16 protein-coding genes are annotated in these 19400 nt (G+C 57.6%); 7 read left to right on the top strand and 9 right to left on the bottom strand.

The features are described from left to right. Window positions 1–29: 29 nt before the first annotated feature. Window positions 30–1139, top strand: a complete 1110-nt coding sequence (locus ACUNV4_RS25935) for a YcjF family protein (RefSeq protein WP_430881562.1) — start codon at window positions 30–32, stop codon at window positions 1137–1139. Further along, complete coding sequence (locus tag ACUNV4_RS25930; RefSeq protein WP_430881561.1) at window positions 1136–2752, top strand: GTPase family protein; 1617 nt, start codon at window positions 1136–1138, stop codon at window positions 2750–2752. Before ACUNV4_RS25935 ends, ACUNV4_RS25930 begins: the two co-directional genes overlap by 4 nt. A 241-nt stretch (window positions 2753–2993) precedes the next feature. Here ACUNV4_RS25930 and ACUNV4_RS25925 read toward each other — a convergent pair whose 3' ends face one another. Then, window positions 2994–3536: a carboxymuconolactone decarboxylase family protein gene (locus ACUNV4_RS25925; protein WP_430881560.1), complete on the bottom strand. Its 543-nt coding sequence runs from the start codon at window positions 3534–3536 to the stop codon at window positions 2994–2996. Between the two features lie 53 nt (window positions 3537–3589). Here ACUNV4_RS25925 and plsB point away from each other — a divergent pair, with 53 nt between their 5' ends. After that, complete coding sequence (gene plsB, locus ACUNV4_RS25920; protein WP_430881559.1) at window positions 3590–6034, top strand: glycerol-3-phosphate 1-O-acyltransferase PlsB; 2445 nt, start codon at window positions 3590–3592, stop codon at window positions 6032–6034. Between the two features lie 81 nt (window positions 6035–6115). Next, the gene (gene traF, locus ACUNV4_RS25915) at window positions 6116–7450 is read left to right on the top strand and encodes a conjugal transfer protein TraF (protein ID WP_430881558.1); all 1335 of its coding nucleotides are present in this window, start codon (window positions 6116–6118) and stop codon (window positions 7448–7450) included. Between the two features lie 111 nt (window positions 7451–7561). Here the strand turns inward: traF and ACUNV4_RS25910 are convergent, their stop codons facing one another. The 7 genes from ACUNV4_RS25910 to ACUNV4_RS25880 all read right to left on the bottom strand — a co-directional run bounded on the left by ACUNV4_RS25910 (window position 7562) and on the right by ACUNV4_RS25880 (window position 15051). Continuing rightward, a complete protein-coding gene (locus ACUNV4_RS25910) occupies window positions 7562–8302 on the bottom strand; it encodes a spermidine synthase (RefSeq protein WP_430881557.1) in 741 nt (246 codons plus the stop codon). A 41-nt stretch (window positions 8303–8343) separates the two neighbouring features. Beyond that, window positions 8344–8928, bottom strand: coding sequence for an NnrU family protein (locus ACUNV4_RS25905; RefSeq protein WP_430881556.1), 585 nt, complete (start codon window positions 8926–8928; stop codon window positions 8344–8346). After that, window positions 8925–9377, bottom strand: a complete 453-nt coding sequence (locus ACUNV4_RS25900) for a tellurite resistance TerB family protein (RefSeq protein WP_430881555.1) — start codon at window positions 9375–9377, stop codon at window positions 8925–8927. Before ACUNV4_RS25900 ends, ACUNV4_RS25905 begins: the two co-directional genes overlap by 4 nt. After that, a complete protein-coding gene (locus ACUNV4_RS25895; RefSeq protein ID WP_430881554.1) occupies window positions 9367–10746 on the bottom strand; it encodes a hypothetical protein in 1380 nt (459 codons plus the stop codon). The genes ACUNV4_RS25900 and ACUNV4_RS25895 overlap by 11 nt, the downstream gene beginning before the upstream one ends. Before the next feature lie 40 nt (window positions 10747–10786). Next, window positions 10787–11857: an OmpA family protein gene (locus ACUNV4_RS25890; protein ID WP_430881553.1), complete on the bottom strand. Its 1071-nt coding sequence runs from the start codon at window positions 11855–11857 to the stop codon at window positions 10787–10789. Continuing rightward, the gene (locus ACUNV4_RS25885) at window positions 11854–14142 is read right to left on the bottom strand and encodes an Ig-like domain-containing protein (protein ID WP_430881552.1); all 2289 of its coding nucleotides are present in this window, start codon (window positions 14140–14142) and stop codon (window positions 11854–11856) included. Before ACUNV4_RS25885 ends, ACUNV4_RS25890 begins: the two co-directional genes overlap by 4 nt. A 282-nt stretch (window positions 14143–14424) precedes the next feature. Beyond that, window positions 14425–15051: a hypothetical protein gene (locus tag ACUNV4_RS25880; protein ID WP_430881551.1), complete on the bottom strand. Its 627-nt coding sequence runs from the start codon at window positions 15049–15051 to the stop codon at window positions 14425–14427. Window positions 15052–15240: 189 nt separating this feature from the next. Between ACUNV4_RS25880 and ACUNV4_RS25875 the strand changes: the two genes are divergently transcribed. Genes ACUNV4_RS25875 through ACUNV4_RS25865 form a run of 3 tightly spaced genes read left to right on the top strand, consistent with a single transcriptional unit; the run spans window position 15241 to window position 17832 of the window. Then, on the top strand, window positions 15241–15687 hold the full coding sequence (locus tag ACUNV4_RS25875; RefSeq protein WP_430881550.1) for a Spy/CpxP family protein refolding chaperone: 447 nt from the start codon (window positions 15241–15243) through the stop codon (window positions 15685–15687). Between the two features lie 49 nt (window positions 15688–15736). Next, window positions 15737–16447, top strand: coding sequence for a response regulator transcription factor (locus tag ACUNV4_RS25870; RefSeq protein WP_430881549.1), 711 nt, complete (start codon window positions 15737–15739; stop codon window positions 16445–16447). Beyond that, on the top strand, window positions 16444–17832 hold the full coding sequence (locus tag ACUNV4_RS25865) for a sensor histidine kinase (RefSeq protein WP_430881548.1): 1389 nt from the start codon (window positions 16444–16446) through the stop codon (window positions 17830–17832). Before ACUNV4_RS25870 ends, ACUNV4_RS25865 begins: the two co-directional genes overlap by 4 nt. Before the next feature lie 38 nt (window positions 17833–17870). On the opposite strand, the gene ACUNV4_RS25860 is transcribed toward ACUNV4_RS25865, so the two are convergent. Next, entirely contained in the window at window positions 17871–19103 is a 1233-nt protein-coding gene (locus ACUNV4_RS25860; RefSeq protein ID WP_430881547.1) for an acyltransferase family protein, read from the bottom strand. Between the last annotated feature and the right edge of the window lie 297 nt (window positions 19104–19400).

Below are 19400 nucleotides of genomic sequence, written 5' to 3'. Positions count from 1 at the left end.
AATTCTCGCATTGGCGGAGTATACGGCAGATGAATCTGAAACCAGGCTGGAGACGCTGGTTGCAGGCACTGGTTCAACCGGAGCCAAGCCCTGCGCTCGAGGAAGCCCTGTCACGACATCGCGAAACCCTACCGGTGTTATGGCTGCTGGGCAAGACTGGGGCGGGAAAATCCTCGGTCATACAACGTCTCACGGGGGACTCCCGCGCGCAAGTCGGTAACGGTTTCGAGCCATGCACTCGCAGTGCCATGCACTATGACCATCCGCAGGATGTTCCGGTCATGCGATTCCTGGACACACGCGGTCTCGGTGAAGCCAGTTATGACCCGGCAAGCGATCTGGCAGCGGCTCGAGGCGGCAGTCATGCCTTGCTGGTTCTCACGCGCGTCGACGATCCTGCGCAGGCAGCACTGATCGCCGCACTCGAATCGCTGACTCGCGAGGACGCACGCCTGGCCACTCTGCATATGCACAGTGCACTGCACGGCGTGTCCAAGGCGGATCTGGAAAGAGCCATTCAGTTCAACAGCGAGCAAGTCGCCAACGCATTGCAACGCAAGCCCACAGCGGTTCGCATCGACTTCACCGATCCTGACGACGGCTTCGAGAATCCGGACGTGGGCCTTGCCGAACTGCGCGAAGCCATCATCGACCTGGTACCCGAACTTGCTCGCGTTCTGAGCCGTAGTGACGGACACGATCAGGAAGAAACACTCTACCTTTCATTGCGCCGGGAAATCACCGGATACGCCAGCGCGGCGGCGGCCGTTGATCTGGTGCCGGCCGTCGGTCTCGTGGCGGTACCCAGCCTGCAGGGGAAGATGTTGCATGCCCTGGCAGGACGCTACGACATTGCCTGGGATCGCCGCATTGCTACCGAATTCATTGCCGCTCTGGGCAGCGGCTTTCTGTACCGTTATGTGCTCTCGCTCGGCGGCCGGCAACTGGCCAAGTTCATTCCGGTATACGGTCAGAGCGCAGGAGCGGCGGCGGCGGCCAGTATCAGTTTTGCCAGCACCTACGCGCTGGGGCGTGCGGCCTGCCTCTACCTGTACCGCCGCAAGCACCACCAGAGCGTCGATCCCGACGTGCTGCGTGATGCTTTCGTCAAGGCCTTCAAGGAGCAGAAAAAACCGTGAAATGGCTGTCGCTGTTCAGAGGAACCGCTCGTAGCGCCGCCTGGTATGCAGCTCTGGTGGTGGTTGTGCCACTGGTCAGTCTGGGCGTTCTCGGTCTGGTGTTTCTGTGGCAGAACGACTCTCTGTTGCTGGTACTGGCCGTCTGGCTGGGAATTACCCTGGCCGGCTATGCCTTGTTCAGATTCCTGCCGCAGGGGCGGCAGAAGCCTGCCGGTGCAAACCCTGCCACAAGACAGGACCTATCGGAGCAACTACCTGACAGACTGGAAGAACAGGCCGACTGGACGGAGCAGGACCGTGCGCTGTGGCAAGACATGTGTACGTTGATAGAGCAACGCCTTGACATGGACATGCCCTGGCAGAGCCTGCCGGACGAATCCCTGGAACTGCTCTCCACGGTCTCCGCGCACTACAACCCTCGCAGGAGCAGAAAACCGGCAGAGGATGCTCGACCCAGTGGACTGGAGTATCGATTTACCCTACCGGAAGCCTTGCTGGTGCTGTCAGTAGCCAGTGGCCGCTATCGCAATGTCATCCTGCAGCATATTCCCTTTGCCGAGAAAGTGACGGTTGCCTCGCTGGTGACCCTGTACGACCGGCAACAGGACATTCGTACCGGCTACACCTGGTTCAACACCATCCGCCGCACGCTGCGACTGGTCAATCCGCTGGCTGCCGCCATCGGAGAAATCCGCGACCAGTTCACCAACCGGGTATTCGACCACCTGAGCAACAACGTGCAACGGGATCTGAAACGGCTGCTTCTGCAGGAAGTGGTGCAGGTCGGCATGGATCTCTACAGCGGCCGGCTCAAGACCTCGGTCGCCGAGCTGCAGGACTATCGAAGTCGTGCCTATCAGGAAGACCTGCAGCAAACGGCCCCTCTGGCCGAGCCATTGAGAATCGTCATCGTCGGCCAGACCAGCGCGGGCAAGTCTTCCCTGATCAATGCACTTGCCGACACCCTGAATGCGGAAATCGACATATTGCCCAGCACTGACCGTCTGGTGACTCACCGACTGCAACTCGACGATGCCGCCCCCATGCACCTGATCGATACCGTGGGGCTCGACCATGACACGATCGATGCCGGCCTGCTGACCCGGTTGGCCGTCAATGCCGATATGATACTGCTGACCGTACGAGCCAACCAGCCGGCGCGGGCACCTGATCAACAAGTCTGGGCCATACTGCAGGAAGCCTTTGCCAATCTGCCCAGACGACGACCTCCTCCTCTGATGCTGGTCATGACGCATATCGACCAACTCACCCCCAGAGCGCTGTGGTCACCCCCTTATGCGCTAGACAGCGACGATCGCAAGGCCGCCAGCATTCGCGCCGCCCTGAAGAGTGCTCTGGACCAGATCGATCTGCCTGAGGAAACACCGGCGGTCCCGGTATGCCTGTCGGTGGAGAAGGGTCGCTATAATGTGGAAGCCGTGGCAGCGCAGATCATGATGCTGCAAGACACTGCAACTCTGACACAATTGAATCGCCGACGAGTCGAACAAGGCGAGCAATCCGTCAGCTGGCAACAACGCTGGTCGCAGGTACGACGCCTCGGCCAGGTGCTCGGGCGTGCCGCGACAGGCCGCCGGGAGTCGGACTCCTGACCCTCAGCTTCTGACTCCGAACTCCCAGCTTCGCACCCTCATCCCCCGATTCCCGATTCCCGATTCCCGATTCCCGATTCCCGATTCCCGAATATCGAATACCGATTCCCGACTCCCGACTCCCGACTCCCGACTCCCGACTCCCGACTCCCGACTCCCGACTCCCGACTCCCGACTCCCGACTCCCGATTCTCGATTCTCGATTCTCGATTCTCGATTCTCGATTCTCGATTCTCAATTCTCAATTCTCGAGCGAGGGGGCCGGTGGAAGTGGCGACTTCGAATCGTTGATGTGATTCGTCAGATTGGTGAAATGAATGGTGCTGATCACCATCGTCAGATCGACGAGATTTTCGTCATCGATTCCCATGTCCCTGGCCTCTTGCAGCAAGCCATCGGACAATTTTCCGGGTACCTGCATCAACTGTGTAGCCAGCCGCAGCAGGCAGTCGATACGCGCATCACCGATGGATTCGCCGCGACGCAAGGCCAGGATCTGCTCGCCAGTGAACCCCGCCTTGCCAGCCTTGAAGGTATGAATGGAAAGACAGTAGTCACAACCGGTCTGCTGACTGACCCACAGCTTGATGGCTTCGATCTCGCGCCCGTCGAGCGAGCCGGCCGCCAGAGCCTGCTCCATCTGCAGATAGGCCCGCAGGGCGGCTTCGCTGTTGGCAAACTGCAGATACACATCGGCCAGTTTGCCATTCATGCGCACCGCCTCCAGCGCACTCAGGGTTTCCGGCTGAAGGTCATTCTCGTCAAGAGTGGATAGTCGCGACACGGTATGATCACCAGTACAGAAAGACAGGACATTATGCCCCATGGACCCCATTCATGATTGACAGACTCCATGACACGCTGAGCCGCTTGTCACAACGGCTCATGTCTCACTGGGTCAAGCCGGCAGTGCTACCCGCTGACCCTGATAAGCTGATCAATCCGGAGCTGCCGATATTGTACGTTCTGGAGTTCGGCGGCCTCGCAGATCGTACCGCCCTGCAACTGGCCTGTACCCGTCACGGCCTGCCCGCCCCCGGTGACAGGCTCGTATTCGGCCCACTGACGGAAAACTCCTCGATCGATATTCTCAAGCAGCGACAGGGAACCGTATTCCGTCCCTATCGCCATTTGCTGTCAAGGCGGCTCTCCAGAATCGTTGCGGCCGGCCTGGAAGAAGGTGCCGGTGAGTTGCAGATCGTACCGGTTGCCGTCTATTGGGGGCAGGCCCCGGAGAAGGAATCCTCGGTCTGGCGGCTCTGGTTCACCGAGAACTGGCACTTTGCCGGACGCAGTCGAAAATTCATGACCACGCTGCTGCATGGACGTAACACCTTGTTGAGCATCAGCGAGCCACTCTCCTTCGCTACCCTGCGTAGCAGCGGCGAGCCCCCGGAAGTGCTGGAAAGAAAATTGTCGCGCATTCTGCGAGTGCATTTCCGGCAACGCCGTATTGCCACCCTCGGTCCTGATCAATCGCATCGTCGCATGCTGATCGATCATGTTCTGGCAGACGCCACTGTGCGGCAGGCCATCATCACCGAAGCGGCAGGCAAGTCTCCCGCACGCGCGCGTCGTCAGGCGGAGAAGTATGCCTTCGAGATAGCGGCTGATGTTTCTTATCCTACGGTTCGCATTCTCAACAAGCTGCTGACAAGACTCTGGAACGAGCTGTATGACGGCGTGGAGATACACGGTCTCGAACGACTGAAATCCGTGGCTGACGGGCACGAGCTGGTGTATGTCCCCTGCCACCGCAGCCACATCGACTATCTGCTCCTGTCCTATATCCTGTACCGTCACGGTTACGCCTTGCCGCATATCGCCGCCGGCATCAACCTCAATCTGCCGATGGTCGGCGGGCTGCTGCGTCGCGGCGGTGCATTCTTTCTACGCCGCAGCTTTGCAGGAAAGCCACTGTACACGGCCGTTTTCAATGGCTATCTCAAGGAAATACTGCAACGCGGTCATGCGCTGGAGTATTTCGTGGAAGGTGGCCGCAGCCGAACCGGCCGCCTCCTGCCGCCCAAGGGAGGCATGCTGGCGATGACCGTGCATGCCTATCTGCAGAAACCCAGAACGCCGGTGGTCTTCGTGCCAGTCTACCTCGGCTATGAACGCCTGCTGGAGGGACGCGCTTTCACCAGCGAATTGTCCGGCGGCAAGAAACAGAAGGAAACCGTACTGGCACTGCTGAGGTCCCTGCGCTCACTCAAGGAGGACTACGGCCACGTCTATGTGAATTTCGGCGAACCGATTCCACTGACGAAGCTGCTCGATAGTCACCAGAGCAACTGGCAGAACCAGCCTGCCTCCCATGATCGACCTGACTGGCTCAAGCCGGTGGTACACGAGCTGGGTAACCGTATCATGCAGAACATCAATGAAGCGGCTTGTGTGACGCCGGTCAGCCTGCTGGCCACCACCATGCTGGCCACGGCACGAGGACGCATCAGCCAGGAGGAGCTGGTACAGCAGATGGACATGTACCAGCAACTGATCAGATCGGCTCATGCACATGCCCTGGTGGAAGTGCCCGATATCAATGCCTCGCAACTGATCGAACACGGCATACGTCTGGGTTTCATCGAGAACCATGCCGACAGCCTCGGTCCCATCATTCAGGTTCGTGACGGCCAGATGGCACCCTTGCTGTATTTTCGCAACAATATCCTGCACCTGCTGACACTGCCCGCCCTGATAGCCGCCGCATTCACCAACACAGGTACCCGTGACGATGGCCAGCTGCGCAAGCTGCTGTCTCTGACCTTCCCGTTTTTGCAAGGAGAGTTGTTCCTGCCGACAGAACTGCCCCGCCCTGTCATTGATGGCAGCCTGAGCGCCCTGGAGAATGCGGGGCTGATGCAATTCAGGAATGGGGTATGGCACCGGGCTCCAGCCGGTTCGTTGCAGGCGGTCTCCCTGATGCGACTTGCTCAAGTCGTCATGCCGGCTCTGGAACGGCACTACCTCTGCGCCTCATTGCTTGCCCGAGCGCCGGAAGGGCAGCTGAGCGGTGCTGAACTGGCCAAGCGCAATCTGCTCGGTGCCGAGAGACTGGCGGGTACACACGGTGGACAGGTCAGCGAATTGTTCGACAAGCACTCACACGTGATCTTCGTCGATGGACTCATCCGGCATGGTTACGTTCACCTTGAAGACGGCATGCTGGTTCCTCAGGCTTGCATGCTGGAAGTGGAACGCGAGGCACGATCACTGCTGGGGGAACAGACACGGCATGCCATCATCAATGCAGCTCTGGCGGCCAGTAACGTGGCCTGAGCCGTTAGAGGGTTTCCCGGTACGGTACGTGCACTCAGAATGTTTCCGAATTCCGCATTCCGATCTGACACTGAGGTTTCAATGTCCCGTCCCATATGTAACAAGACTACTGCAGGCATGTGCTCTGTCGCCCTGTCAGCCTTGCTGTGTACCCCGGCAATGGCAGGCGATGCACGTTCCATCGCACTCGGCGGCTCCGTGATTGCCAACGGCCAGGGGGTGCACGGCGCGGTGGAGAACCCGGCCTCGCTGATGGCCATGAAGCGCCGAGATGAGCGCTTTCACTTTCGCATCGGCTTTGCCATGGAACTGCGAGATACCGGCGATGCCATTGATGTCCTCACTGAAGATGAAAATGAAGACCTGATCGATGACATTGAAACGGAGATCGATATTCTGAGTCAATCCCAGGTTCAGTGCGATCCGATCTTCGGTGACGGTTCCGATGTCTGTGTCGGTGGTACGCAGGCTGTTGCGGACCTGTCCGGTCGTCTGCTGGACATTCTCGATACTGTCGATGACGAGACCATCGATGGACAGGCTAGCTTCGACATGGGCGTCGCCTTCACCGGCAAGGCCTGGCCAATGGCCGTCAACCTGAAATTCAGCGGTACGGCATCCGGTACTCCGGACATTGCCGATGGAGACCGCGGCTACATTGCCGAGTTTCAGGATCTGCTGGGTGACGACGTTCTGACGCTGGATGAAGCACGCAACTCCCAGTTTCTCGAAGCCAACGCGCTGGGTGCAACGCTCGAAGTCCAACAGCCCGAGGACGTGCTGCGATCCCAGGCTCAAGGGGCGGCACTGGCCAGGGCCCAACTGGGCATCAGCTTCGCCAGATCATTCAATGTCGGCAACTACGTCGTCGATGCAGGCATCACGCCCAAGATTTCCAGCCTGGTGGCCTACGATGTGGCCATTCGAGTAGAGGAAGAATTCGATGATGCGAGTGAATCCATCCAGGACCGTCTCGATGACAGCGAGGTCACGGAGAGCTCCTTCACGTTTGATGCCGGTGCTTCCACGGTCCTGCCCGGCCTGCCCGTTCGCGTGGCCGCCGTGTTACGCAATGTCATTCCGGAATCCGTCAAGACCGAGAACGATTTCGAATTCGAAACCACCCCGCAACTGGTCATCGGCGCCCTCTATCAGAAGGGCATGCTCAGCGTCAGTGGCGATCTGGCTCTGAATGAGAGCAAGGTCGATAACTTCGAAACGCAGAAAATCGGTGTCGGCGTGGAATTCGGTACCCGCAAATTCGCGATACGAGGTGGCCTCAGCAGCGACCAGTCGCGCGATGAGGATGCCACATCGGTCAGCCTGGGCTTTGGCCTGGGACCACTACAGGTCGGAGCACGCCTGACGGGAATGGAATCTCTCGAAGCCGGCGCACAGATTGCCTACAGTTTCTGAGCGGATAGTCTCCCGGTATCGGATTCCAGGGGCAATCTGCACCTGGAATCTTGCAAAAGCCTGTCGAAGATCCCGTCGTAATACCCGGCTTCGCCGCGAGAGTCGCTCGGTTCAGAAGCGCAGTGGTCGCCGCACGATAGCCCTCGCCTGTCGTTGGGCGGCCGCTCCGGGAACAATGGTCTCCAGCTGTCTGGACCAGTCTCGCGCCTGCAGGCTCTGCTGGCTCACGACTCCTATGGCGTTTTCGTACGCAGGCAAGGCCCAGCGATAGCCATGCCGCAAGCCACTATCGGCAAAGACCGGCAGCGCCTGCTTGAGTTCTCGCGAGTTGACACAGTTGACAACCAGCAAGCCGCTGGCGAGCAGGTTCTGTTGCAACAGCCCGACCCAATGTGTGCTCAGGGAGCACGCTCGCAACGGCTCTCCTTCTTCGTGACCGAACAGGTCATCGATGATCAGGTCGAAAGGCTCACCATCGAAATTCGCCAGCCAGTCCATCGCATCGGCGTGTATCAGCTCGACACGTTCGTCCTCGACACCGAACCATTGTCTGGCGACCTTCAGGTGCTGATCATCGATCTCAACCGCAGTCAGATCGGAAAACCCACACAGACACTGCAATTGGCGAATGACAGCCCCACCACCGACACCGAGCAGCAGGATTCGTCGTATCGACGCCATGGGCCGATACAACACCGGCAGGCTCAGGCAATCCCAGACGCCACCGGCAAAGGGCCGGTCCGGGTTCCACTGGCTGTGAAAAACACGATTGCTGTAGAGCCTGACAGAGGCCCCCGAGCGGCGAACGCTGTAATGGGTATCCGCTGATTGGTGTTCCCAGAGGAGCGTCATGAGAGAGCGCTCGAAGTTCTTGTCATGCTGTTGAACGACTCTCAGACAGCAAAGGGGCTGACACCGATCAGGACGAGATGCAGCCAGAATGCGAAGGCAAACCAGGCAAGCCCACCGATTACTACAGCCATGGCATCGCGCGATATACCCGCGGCAGGCTGCCTGACGATCCCGTCACGACGGTCACGCCGGCGGCTGGCAGCATAGTCGACGATGGCCCACACGAGAAATGCCCCGAACAACACGATATCGCCTAGTCTTCCATTGGCCAGCAAATGGGCCACGGCCCAGACTTTGACACCCAATACCATGGGATGGCCCAGCGCCGCCTTCATCCGGGTGCCGGGAATATAGGCGGCGGCCAGCAGAATGAAGGACAGCAGCATCAGCAAGGCGGACACGTGTGACAAGGCCAGCGGAGGGGTCCAGATGAAAACGGGATTCAACCGGGTTGCGGAATAGCCCATGACGATCAGTACCAGTCCCAACAGCGAGACCAGTGAATAAAGCCCCTTGTACAGCAATTCCCCACGCGCGTTGATGAACTGCTCGCGTTTGCCCTCTGCCACGAACCGTATGGAGTGCATGCCGAGAAACAGGATCAGACCTGTGATCAACTGAATCATGTTGACTGCTCTTCCATCATCCTGAGTTTTGCCTGCATGAAGTCACGATGCTTTATATACAGCAGATCGCAGATCTTGCGAATGGTGTACTCCTCGTATCCGTCGATATCACCATCGGCCAGGGCAACGCGCCACATCTGCTCCACCAGTGCCAGCTTGCTCGGTTTGTCGAACTGCTCGTTGATCAGACGAACGTGTTCATAGAGCGAAACGGTAGTATCGGCATCCGCAAAGGCGTCATCCACAATGGCCTGAAGGTCCGCCGCATCCAGCTTCCCTGCACCTTGCAGAGCCTTGAGGATAGCATCACGCTCGGCAGGATCGATGTCGTGATCGGCCCGCGCAATCTCCACCAGCAGGGTCGCGCTGACGCGCTCGATATCGAGCGCCGACACCGGCTCGGTCGGATCGAGCGAGGCCGAGATTCTCTCCAGCAGCTTACTCAGCATGATGGCCATGCACGTTGTCGACACGCTCGGCTTCAAGCTGGATTCTGGCTTGTTCGGTGATACCGGCGTCCTCCCCTGCCATTCTCCGTTTGGCAGCTGTGCTGCTCAGACCATCACGATTGCTGCACCAATCCAGCCCCTCGGTCATCAGCGTCTGCTGCCCCAGCTCGCCGGCAAAAAGTGTGTCGATATCGTTACTGAAACCGTAAATACTTTCCATGACCCACTTTGCTCTCGGCTGGACCAGAGGGTCGGCGATGCGATTGCGCACCCCCCAACCAACACTCAGATCGCTGCATTCGTAATTCTCTTCATCCTCAGGCTTCTGAACGAAGGCCATGTAGTAATCGACGCCGAAATCCCGCTTGATCATGGTGGTAGCAAACAAGGTGGCAAAATCTTCCCGGTGCGTACTGTAACCATAGTATTTCGCAGCGCCGTCATTCGCCATCAATGAGCCGACGTGAGCCGGTGAATAGCCCCTCTGCTCTGCCGTTGACTCCTCCCCCTTGTAACTGACCTGTGCCAGCGCCTGAAGTTCTTCGGAATAGAGCGGCAGATCCAGGTAGAGACCGGGTGAAAGCCAGTATTGGCGATTGGCGTCCAGGGCTGCAGATGGAGTCAGACTGGCATCGAGCGTTGCCACACTGCTACTGGGCAGGTAGTCAACGGCATGAGCCAGCTCGTGATACAGCAAGCGGTACACGGGAATTCTAATGTCATCCAGCGTTCGTTCGGTCGAGTTGGTCAGGCTGTAGGAGAGGGATGCCGGTTCATTGCCCAGGCGCAGCGTACCGAATGCCCAGAAACGAAGATCCTTGCCGTAACCACTGCGATAATCTTCTTCTATCGAAACGGTGGCTTTCTCGTCAACAGTCAACCAGAGGTATTCCGGGTCCAGCTGAATGCCTCCCGTACCTCCCCAGTAATTCGAGGGCCGTACCGTACTGCCAATGGCAATGGAAGTCAGGGCACCGAACAGCGTTACCATGTCCTCGGGAGCTTCTGTCAGCAGTTGCTCGAAGCGCTGCCCCATCCAGTCATGCGTGACCAGCAGTCGATCGAGAATATCCTCACGCGTGAAGTCGGGCGTTGCCTGAGTGATGAATGGCAGCACTTCCAGGGTGCAGGCATCGCTTGACCTGTCAACCAGTGCACAGTCTCGCAGAACCGAGGCATAGGGACTGTCGGTACGGTACGCATACAGCTGATCCGTGTCTCTGACATCGGCGCGAGCGACAAACTGCTCATCGCCCTCACCGCCATCTACGGGTTCATCGTCTGCAGGGTCGACGGAGTCACCCCCGCCTCCACCACAGCCGGCGATCAGGCAAACCAGCATCAGACAAGCTGTTTTCCATGTGATCACTGGCAGGCCCTCTCTTTGACATGACGACAGGGCAACCACTTTACCTTATCTGTATCTCGACTCGGCGATTCAGGGCTCGTCCGTTGGCAGTATTGTTATTACTGATGGGACGTGTTTCTCCATAACCCATGGTCGTCATGCGTTCTGGCGCCACTCCCTTGCTGGCCAGATGATTGTAGACAGCCTCAGCTCGCCGGATGGATAGACTCATGTTGTACTGCTCCGGCGCAATCCAGTCGGTATGCCCGTCGATCATGATCTCCAGCTCGTTTTCCTGCATGGCTTCGGCGAAGGCATCCAGCTTCAGGGCGTCCTCGCTGTTGATCTCCGACCGGTCGAATTCGAAATACACCAACGGCGGAACCACCGGCGCGACAACAGGCGTCTCTTTCGGCAGCTCGGGCTCGACGGCCACCTGCGCCACTGCAACTGTCGGAACCACCGCAGCCGGTACGGCCACCGGCACACTGCCGAAGCGCTTCAACACACCGACATTGAGATATTTTGCATCGGTATCCATGCTCATCAGCTCCGTTCGCAGGGCAACGCCATTGCGAAAACCGTATTCCAGGCCCAGACCGAACGCCGCATGTGTCGCATAGTCGCGCACATAGTCGACATTTTCAGAGTCATTCTCCATGTGACCGATACCGGCACGCCCGTACAGCGACAAGCCTTCGCGTCGAAACAGACCTTCCGTGTCAGCATCCATCAGGGAAAAGCCACTACGTGAATTGACCAGATATCCCAGCAAGCTCAGACCGAACACCTGATAGTCGACAGACCCTGCAGGCGTACCGAGAAAATCGACATCGGCAGCGCCCAGGTCGGCAATATAGCCCTCCACCGTGAACATTCTGCTGAGGTCATAGCCGATGGCCAGATGCCCCCCGGAATCACTGTCATCACTGATGGTCAGTGCATCGGTAGGTGACTCCGGCTCGACTCTCGTGATGCCGACCCCGCCATTGACATAGAGTCGTTTGGTGAAGTCGGTCGACGTGGCTTCCTGTGCCGTCGCGGTGCCGCTGGTGGCGACGATCATTGCGGTACAGGTCAGAAGACCCATCGCTCGCTTGATCATGCCATTCTGACGATTCGAGCCGATCATCGGACCACCTCCTGCTCTGCTTTCTTCACCCACCTGCTGCCCAGACGACGAATCAGCACGCCCATCAGAAGCAACCATGTACCCATCAGGGACAGACTACCCACACCGGACCCATGAATGCCGGTCTGCAAGCTGAGGTTGTCACAGCCGCATTCGACAAAATCATTGATCATGTTGCCGTTGAGGTCACTGTAACGGATGACATTGACCACGACGTTGCCTGTTGATCGAGTGCCATCAGCATCTTCCATTTCGTACAGAAAGGTATCAGTGCCGTAGAAACCGTAGTCAGGTCGGTATTCCACCTGATTGTCCACGATCTCGATGCTCGCATTGGGAGACTCGGACACGCTGATCAAGGTCAGACCGGTGCCGACACCATCCAGATCGTTGGCAAGCACATCAAAGGTTCCTGATCTGCCCTGATTGACCGTGAATTCATCATCAACGGCATCGGTGTTCGGATCATCGATGGGGGAGCCACCGTCCGTGCTGCCGGAATCGGTGTTGCCATCAACACCACCATCCGTATTGCCGGAGTCGGTGTTGCCGTCAGTACCACCGTCCGTATTGCCGGAATCGGTGTTGCCATCGGTACCACCGTCCGTACTACCTGAGTCGGTGTTGCCGTCTGCACCACCATCCGTGTTACCGGAATCGGTATTGCCGTCGGTGCCACCATCCGTGTTACCGGAATCGGTATTGCCGTCGGTGCCACCATCCGAGTTACCGGAATCGGTGTTGCCGTCTGCACCACCATCCGTGTTACCGGAATCGGTGTTGCCATCAGTACCGCCGTCCGTGTTACCGGAATCGGTGTTGCCATCGGTACCGCCGTCCGTATTACCGGAATCGGTGTTACCGTCAGTACCACCATCGGTATTGCCGGAGTCTGTGTTGCCGTCAGCACCACCATCCGAGCTGCCGGAATCGGTATTGCCGTCAGTGCCACCGGCAGTCGTGCCGCCGCCATTGCCGTTGGGGTCGATGAAGGGAAAATACACCGGGGCCGAGTCACCGCCGGAAATGGTCAATGGATGCGGATTGGTTCCGGGGGCCGGAATCAGATCCGAGGGCAGTTCCGGGTCTGATTCGTCCATGACCACGATGTAATTGCCATCGGGTATGCCCGGCAACACGAAGTTGCCACTGATGTCTGAATCGATGGAATCTCCGATGGGCATGTCTTCGCCAGCATCAACGATACCGTTGCCATTGACATCCTCGTACAAGGTGATTGCAATGTCGCTGATTCCCGCCTCTGTATCTTCACGCGTTCCGCTGCCGTCAACATCGTTGAACACCGCACCGGTCGTGACATTCAGACTGTCGGCCAGAAAATAGCCGGACAGGCCTCCGTAGATGTCGGCATCATCACCGGGAACACCGTAATCATCTTCGGTATCACTGGGGAAGGTTGATGGGTCGAGCAGATCGTGGTCTTCCGCGTTTACATCGTCGGCAAAGAACGAGAATCCGAAATAGCGTTGACCGGGTTGCAAGCCGAGGCTATCTGCCGAAATGAAAGCCATGCCAACCGACTCGAACGAACGCTCTGTTTCCACCGGGAAGCTCTGCGGCTCGTTGTAATTGTTCTGCAGGAAGGAATACTGGTGTTGCAGATCGGTGATGCCATAACAATGCTCCGGTGCACTGCAACCGTTGGCGCCAATCAACACCATCGGTCCGTAGGAAGCTGGCTGACCGAATATGTCCAACGACAGAATGGCCGCCATTTTCACCGGGTTGTTACTGGACTTCTCTGCGGCCAGATGACCGGCTCGCTCCATGGCATCGGCTGAAAATGGTGTCAGAACGCCATGATCGAACACATAGTCCAGACGTTCGATATTCTTTGCATCCGGCAGCACGTTGGAAAACAGATCGACCGCGCCTCGGTTCAGAACACGACTCGAGAGCATGGCCGGAATATCACAGTTGCCGGTGCCGGAACCATCGCTGGGATAGTCCGCTGCAAATTGTCGAGACGCATCACCGTCTGACAGGCGCTCCACAAAGATGCCGCAGGGCTCGCCGGTGGTCACGCCCGGAATATCTCGCCGTTGGATCGCCACGTGATCAGCAGATGCTGCATAGCTGTAGGCCAGTCCATCGGAGGTGAAGCCTTCCATGATCTGGTTGTTTCCCATGCCCCACTGGTACTCGACGCCTTCTGCCGTATAGACGAAGGGCGTCGCTGGCATCTCGCTTGTCTGGATACTGCTGACCGGACCCGATGCCTGAACGCCTGCACTCAGCGTCAATCCGACGGCAGTGGCAACCAATGTGAGAGTCCTGAACTGCGTGGCAGATCTGCCGACGGAGAAGTGGTCGAGGCAATGCCGCCTTTGCAAGTGATGTAAAAGTTCGCTCTTGGCCATGATGACTCCGAAAAGTACGTTCGAAAGCGCCGAATGACTGGGGTCGCAGCGCTGAAAACCAGGGTTCTCTGCTGACGCTCGCGCGTCACGATATTGACTTCTTGCCAATACGGTTACTGCTATGTTACCCGACCTGACCAGCTTCGATCAGCGCGTTAACCGCTATTACCTACCAGACTGCGGGGTTTAATTACCAAAAAGGTGTAATTGAGCATACTGAATCAGGATGATGGTCTTCGCATCCACGATCTCGCCCGTTGCGATCCAGCTCACGGCCTGTTCCAGTTCCACCTCCAGCACTTCGATATCTTCGCCCTCTTCCTCCACGCCACCCCCTTTACCGGAGCGCTGCGTGTCGTCATAGGCTGCCGCGAAGTAGAAAAGTTGCTCGGTCACTGAACCCGGTGTCGCATACGCCCTGAAGAGAAATTCCGGCGGTCCGATCACGAATCCGGTTTCCTGCTCTGTCTCGGCCTTGACCGTGGCCTCTGCATTGCCGTCCTCGATAATGCCGGCGGGTACCTCGAACAACAGACCGTCACCACCGAGTGTCCAGGCCGGAAAACGAAATTGTCTTGTCAGTACGATCGTACGTTTGTGGCGGTTGTACAACAGAATGGCGGAACCGTGGCCACGATGGTAGATTTCCCGTTGTTGTCTCTGCCAGCGTCCATCATTGCGCTGATAGTCGAATACCACTTGCTCCAGTGTCGCCCACTGCTCTGACAGCACTGAACGCGAATGCACACGTACACGATCAGACGCTGTCCGTATGCGCGATTCGGTGTCACTGGGTGGTGTCAGCTTCTTCACGTTCAATGCATTATTCGCTAGCGTTTACTCGTCAGCCATTCTGCCTGTTACAGGCTGTTACAGGCTGTTGCGCCTGTGAATAATCATGGCAATGGCCCTGGCCGATACTCTTCTTCAAGATCTGCGAAATCCAGACTGGCACACGCGCAGACCTGCAATACCAACCCTTGAAGAGAGTGTAGAAGACCCATGAACATTATGAAACGAATAATCATCGCAACAGTTACCTTTACAACCCTGAGCGTCACCGCGGTCGCTTTTGCCGATCGCGATGAAGGCAAGAGGCAGGGGAAAATGGTTGAGCGCATCAGCAGCAAGCTCGAACTCGATGACGCACAGAAACAGGCACTGGAAAACTTTTCAGCAGAGCTGCAGGAAACCCGTCAATTGATGCGCGGTGATGGCGAAGGCTTGCGCAGTGAATTCAGCGACCTGATCTCGGCCCCTGCTTTCGATCAGGGACAGGCGCTGAGCCTGATCAACGACCGTGCTGCTGCTGTTCAGGCCAATGCACCCGAGCTGGTTGCCGCGGCCGCGGTCTTCTTCGACGGTCTGTCAGAGGAACAGAAGGCACAGGTTCAGGATTTCATGGAAAAGGGTGGACGTCATCGCCGTGGCAAGAACAGGGACCATTGATCGGCTTTCCACTGGAGCCCTTTCCGTCAGCTGAGTTAAGCTATTCAGCATGAGCTCTGTACTTCTGATAGATGATGACGGCAAACTGGCCGAGGCGCTGGGTGAATACTGTGTGCGATTCGGTATCCGGATCGAACCGGCACTGACACCCGGCGCCGGCCTGGCCAAATTGGCCAGAGAACACTTTGATGCCGTCATACTCGATGTGATGCTGCCGGAAATGGACGGCTTCGAAGTCTGCAGGCGCATTCGTCAAACGCATGATCTGCCGATCATCATGCTCACCGCGCGTGGTGATGTCACCGACCGCATAGTCGGGCTGGAGATCGGGGCGGACGATTATGTCCCCAAGCCCTTCGATCCCAGAGAGCTGGTCGCCAGACTCCAGGTCAATATCAAACGCCATGAGAAGATTTCAAGCCTGTCCCCATCCACGGAAGTATCGGATTTGTATTTTGAAGGATTGTCACTTCACCCGCTGCAACGCGAGACAAGGGTCAACGGCCATTCCGTGGAATTGACCACCAAGGAATTCTCACTGCTACAGCTTCTTGCAGAGTCACCAGGACGAGCCTTCTCGCGAGACGAGATTCTGGCCGAACTCAAGGGCACTGAGAACGAACTGTTCACGCGTTCGGTGGATATCCTGGTCAGTCGCCTGCGAGCAAAACTCAAACCCCTGCAACCGATCCGGACCCTGCACGGCGCCGGGTACGCCTTTGTGTTGAACAGAATCGATCCTTCCGAAGAAACGACGTGATCAGAGCACTTTCATCTTCACTGTCATTGCGGCTTCTCGGTATCTTCGTGGTGACGGCAACACTGGTCATCGTGATTCTGGTCAGTCTGTTTACCCGAGGCCTGAGTGGACAATGGGTTCGCTCCATCAGACCACACCTGGTTCAGTACGCACAGTACATTCAGGAAGATCTGGGAATGCCTCCCGATCCAGCGCGTGCAGACACCCTTGCCAGACAACTGCCGGTCGATATTCATGTCTATCGCGATGGCCAGCTGGTACATGCAACCACCGACCGCCTGCTTGACCTGGAGAACATCCGCTTCGAACCCGTAGGCAAACGCTGGAAGAAGCGCCTGAACTCCGATGCGACTGGACCCGCCGTACCGCCTCAGCCCGACCTTGTACCCTATGCGTCGAGGAACTCGCGTGGAGAACGGCAACGAATCCTGCGCATCACCAATGGCGACTACACGATCTATTTCGATCTACGAGAGCCACGTCCTCGGCACGGTCGCTTCTACCGCTTCAATGACGAGCTGTTGCTTGCCCTGCTCCTGCTGGCCATCGTGCTCGGCGCCAGCTATCTGCTGATACGTCGCCAGCTTTCCCCGATCAGGCAGATTCAGAAAGGTGTCGGCATCATGAGCGAGGGCAACCTGGGTCACCGTATAGACAGTCGCGGCAACAGCGATCTCGACCAGTTGTCGAAGAGCATCGATGACATGGCGAGCAGATTGCAGGACATGCTCGACGCCAAGCGGCAGTTGCTGATCGCCGTCAGCCATGAGCTGCGTTCTCCGATCACCCGAGCACGCATCAATACCGAGTTGCTTCCCGATTCAAGACTGCGTGAGCGATTGATGGAGGATCTGTCGGACATGGAGCGCATGATCCGCGACATCATGGAATCAGAGCAATTGCAAAGCCGGCATTCCGTACTGAATCGTGAACCGCTGGACCTGGAAGCACTGTTCGACGAAGAGCTGCAACACATTGCACCCGGCTGCATACTTCGGCTGCGATCACGAGATCAGGCGGACTTCCATTTCAGTGGTGACGCTGCACGCCTGCGTATTCTGCTGCGTAATCTGGTACTCAATGCCCAACAACATGGCAAGAGCGAGGACGGCACGGTGCATCTGACCGTGACGCTGGAGGACAATGGCAAGCAGCTGACTCTGACAATCGAGGATCAGGGTCCCGGGATCGGCAAGGAACACCTGAACGAGATTTCAGCGCCGTTCTACAGGCCGGATGCATCGAGAAGTCGAGAGACAGGCGGATTCGGGCTCGGGCTGACCCTGGCAAGGCTTATCGCGGAGGCTCACGGCGGATCATTGAGCATCACCAGTGATCCCGAGATCCGGCGTGGCACCCACGTATCCGTAGAACTGCCTCGATAAGCACAACGAACTACTCGGCGAACCGAACCCTGCCGGTTTCAGCGACGTCCCAGTAACAGTCTGCGGCTGGCTTCGAACCAGGTTCGCAGCAACAGGATGACCGGCCTTGTCAGCAGATCGTACAATCGAGCGATTCCCAGCCACACGCCCAGCGCCAGACCTTGTCGGCGTCGTTCGGCGATCGGCTTGAGCGAACTCGCGGCGCTCATCCTGCCCCCCGTCAGCAGGGTGGCCAGAGGCGCGTAGACATGCAGTGTCAGGTTCACGATCAGCACCGCAATGGCCATGGAAAGCAATGGCGCTGCCAGAAACCAGACGACAAACACGGTTGACTCTCTGCCACCCAGAGAAGGAGACCAGAGTGCATGGAAAACCATCGTCAGCATCAGGTAGTGACTGCAGAATGCGGCAAACAGGTAGGGTGTGAAGCGCTCTGTCCATGCCTGCAGTCGCCCCCCCAGCAGCATGGGGATCAGGGTCCAGATGGCCAGCGAACCGAACAGACGGCCGATCGGATACAGCACGACTTCATCGAATTCCATGTCACGCGCAGCAAACAGCTCAACCATATTGCGGGCAGCACCACTGTTGACCAGCAGGATCGCCATGGTTGCAACCACGGATAAACCCAGGAACAATGGCCAGAACCGATCCAGCGAATTCAGCGAGACCTTGCGAACCGCCAGATAGATTCCGATGCAGAACGCGAACAATACCAGTGGTCTGAGAATCACGACAGTGGATTGATCGTGCTCGAACAGGTAAAGCAGCCCGAGCAGAGGCAAGACAAGCCAGGCCATGCGTTGCACTGCCGGCAACAATAGCGGTGACAACAGCACACAGACGAACAGGTCTCGCAGAAAGCCAAGATGCATGGTCGCCCCATCCGGCATGGCAGTCAGAAACAGGATGAAATTGAGATGGTCCAACAGGGTCTGTGCATCGTCCAGAAAGGTCGGTCTGAACCGTGATGCTGCCAGGTAGATCAGGTAAGTGGCAATTGCCCAGATGATCATCGGCACGATGATGGAGACGAACCGCCGACGATACAGCAACCAGACAGAGCTGCCCGGCTTGAGCAATGTGGTGGCCGCGAGATAACCGGATACCACGCTGAGCAATGCGGCACTGGCCCTGCCCGGCCCTTCCACCAGGAACCCTTCCAGAAAAAAGGCAAATCCGCCATCGCCCAGGGTGTAGTGCACGGCACTGCTCAGACCATCGGGCACGTGAACGAATATCATGAACAACACGCACAGCATGCGTGCCATGGCTATCCGCTGTCGCGTTTCTTGCACAATTTGTGGAACCGACTCCGACATGCCGCGGTCATGAATGGATTGAAATATGATGCGGTGATGATAGAAGACGACTGCGTACAACGTATGGATATTTGATGACAAAGTGATGCAGGGAACTGACAAATTCGACAGGGTTGTTGCATCACGGATGTGTTTCATCGCCATTGAGGCGACTTGGGAACGACAGCTATGACTCTTTCCAATCAATAACTTGTGGCCGCTCAGTCACTGACTGGCAGACCGGCTTGATCCCGTTACCCTGCGGTG

The organism is Granulosicoccus sp. 3-233 (assembly GCF_052681095.1).
Note: the sequence above shows the minus strand (reverse complement) of the source record. Positions and strands in the feature narration are given on the sequence as shown.

What these genes read in the sequence shown, in the direction of transcription:
- ACUNV4_RS25905 (WP_430881556.1), bottom strand. Translation starts at nt 8,928, where the DNA reads ATGATTCAGTTGATCACAGGTCTGATCCTGTTTCTCGGCATGCACTCC.
- ACUNV4_RS25910 (WP_430881557.1), bottom strand. Translation starts at nt 8,302, where the DNA reads ATGACGCTCCTCTGGGAACACCAATCAGCGGATACCCATTACAGCGTT.
- ACUNV4_RS25860 (WP_430881547.1), bottom strand. Translation starts at nt 19,103, where the DNA reads ATGGCACGCATGCTGTGCGTGTTGTTCATGATATTCGTTCACGTGCCC.
- traF (WP_430881558.1), top strand. Translation starts at nt 6,116, where the DNA reads ATGTCCCGTCCCATATGTAACAAGACTACTGCAGGCATGTGCTCTGTC.
- ACUNV4_RS25890 (WP_430881553.1), bottom strand. Translation starts at nt 11,857, where the DNA reads ATGATCGGCTCGAATCGTCAGAATGGCATGATCAAGCGAGCGATGGGT.
- ACUNV4_RS25935 (WP_430881562.1), top strand. Translation starts at nt 30, where the DNA reads ATGAATCTGAAACCAGGCTGGAGACGCTGGTTGCAGGCACTGGTTCAA.
- ACUNV4_RS25900 (WP_430881555.1), bottom strand. Translation starts at nt 9,377, where the DNA reads ATGCTGAGTAAGCTGCTGGAGAGAATCTCGGCCTCGCTCGATCCGACC.
- ACUNV4_RS25870 (WP_430881549.1), top strand. Translation starts at nt 15,737, where the DNA reads ATGAGCTCTGTACTTCTGATAGATGATGACGGCAAACTGGCCGAGGCG.
- ACUNV4_RS25875 (WP_430881550.1), top strand. Translation starts at nt 15,241, where the DNA reads ATGAACATTATGAAACGAATAATCATCGCAACAGTTACCTTTACAACC.
- plsB (WP_430881559.1), top strand. Translation starts at nt 3,590, where the DNA reads ATGATTGACAGACTCCATGACACGCTGAGCCGCTTGTCACAACGGCTC.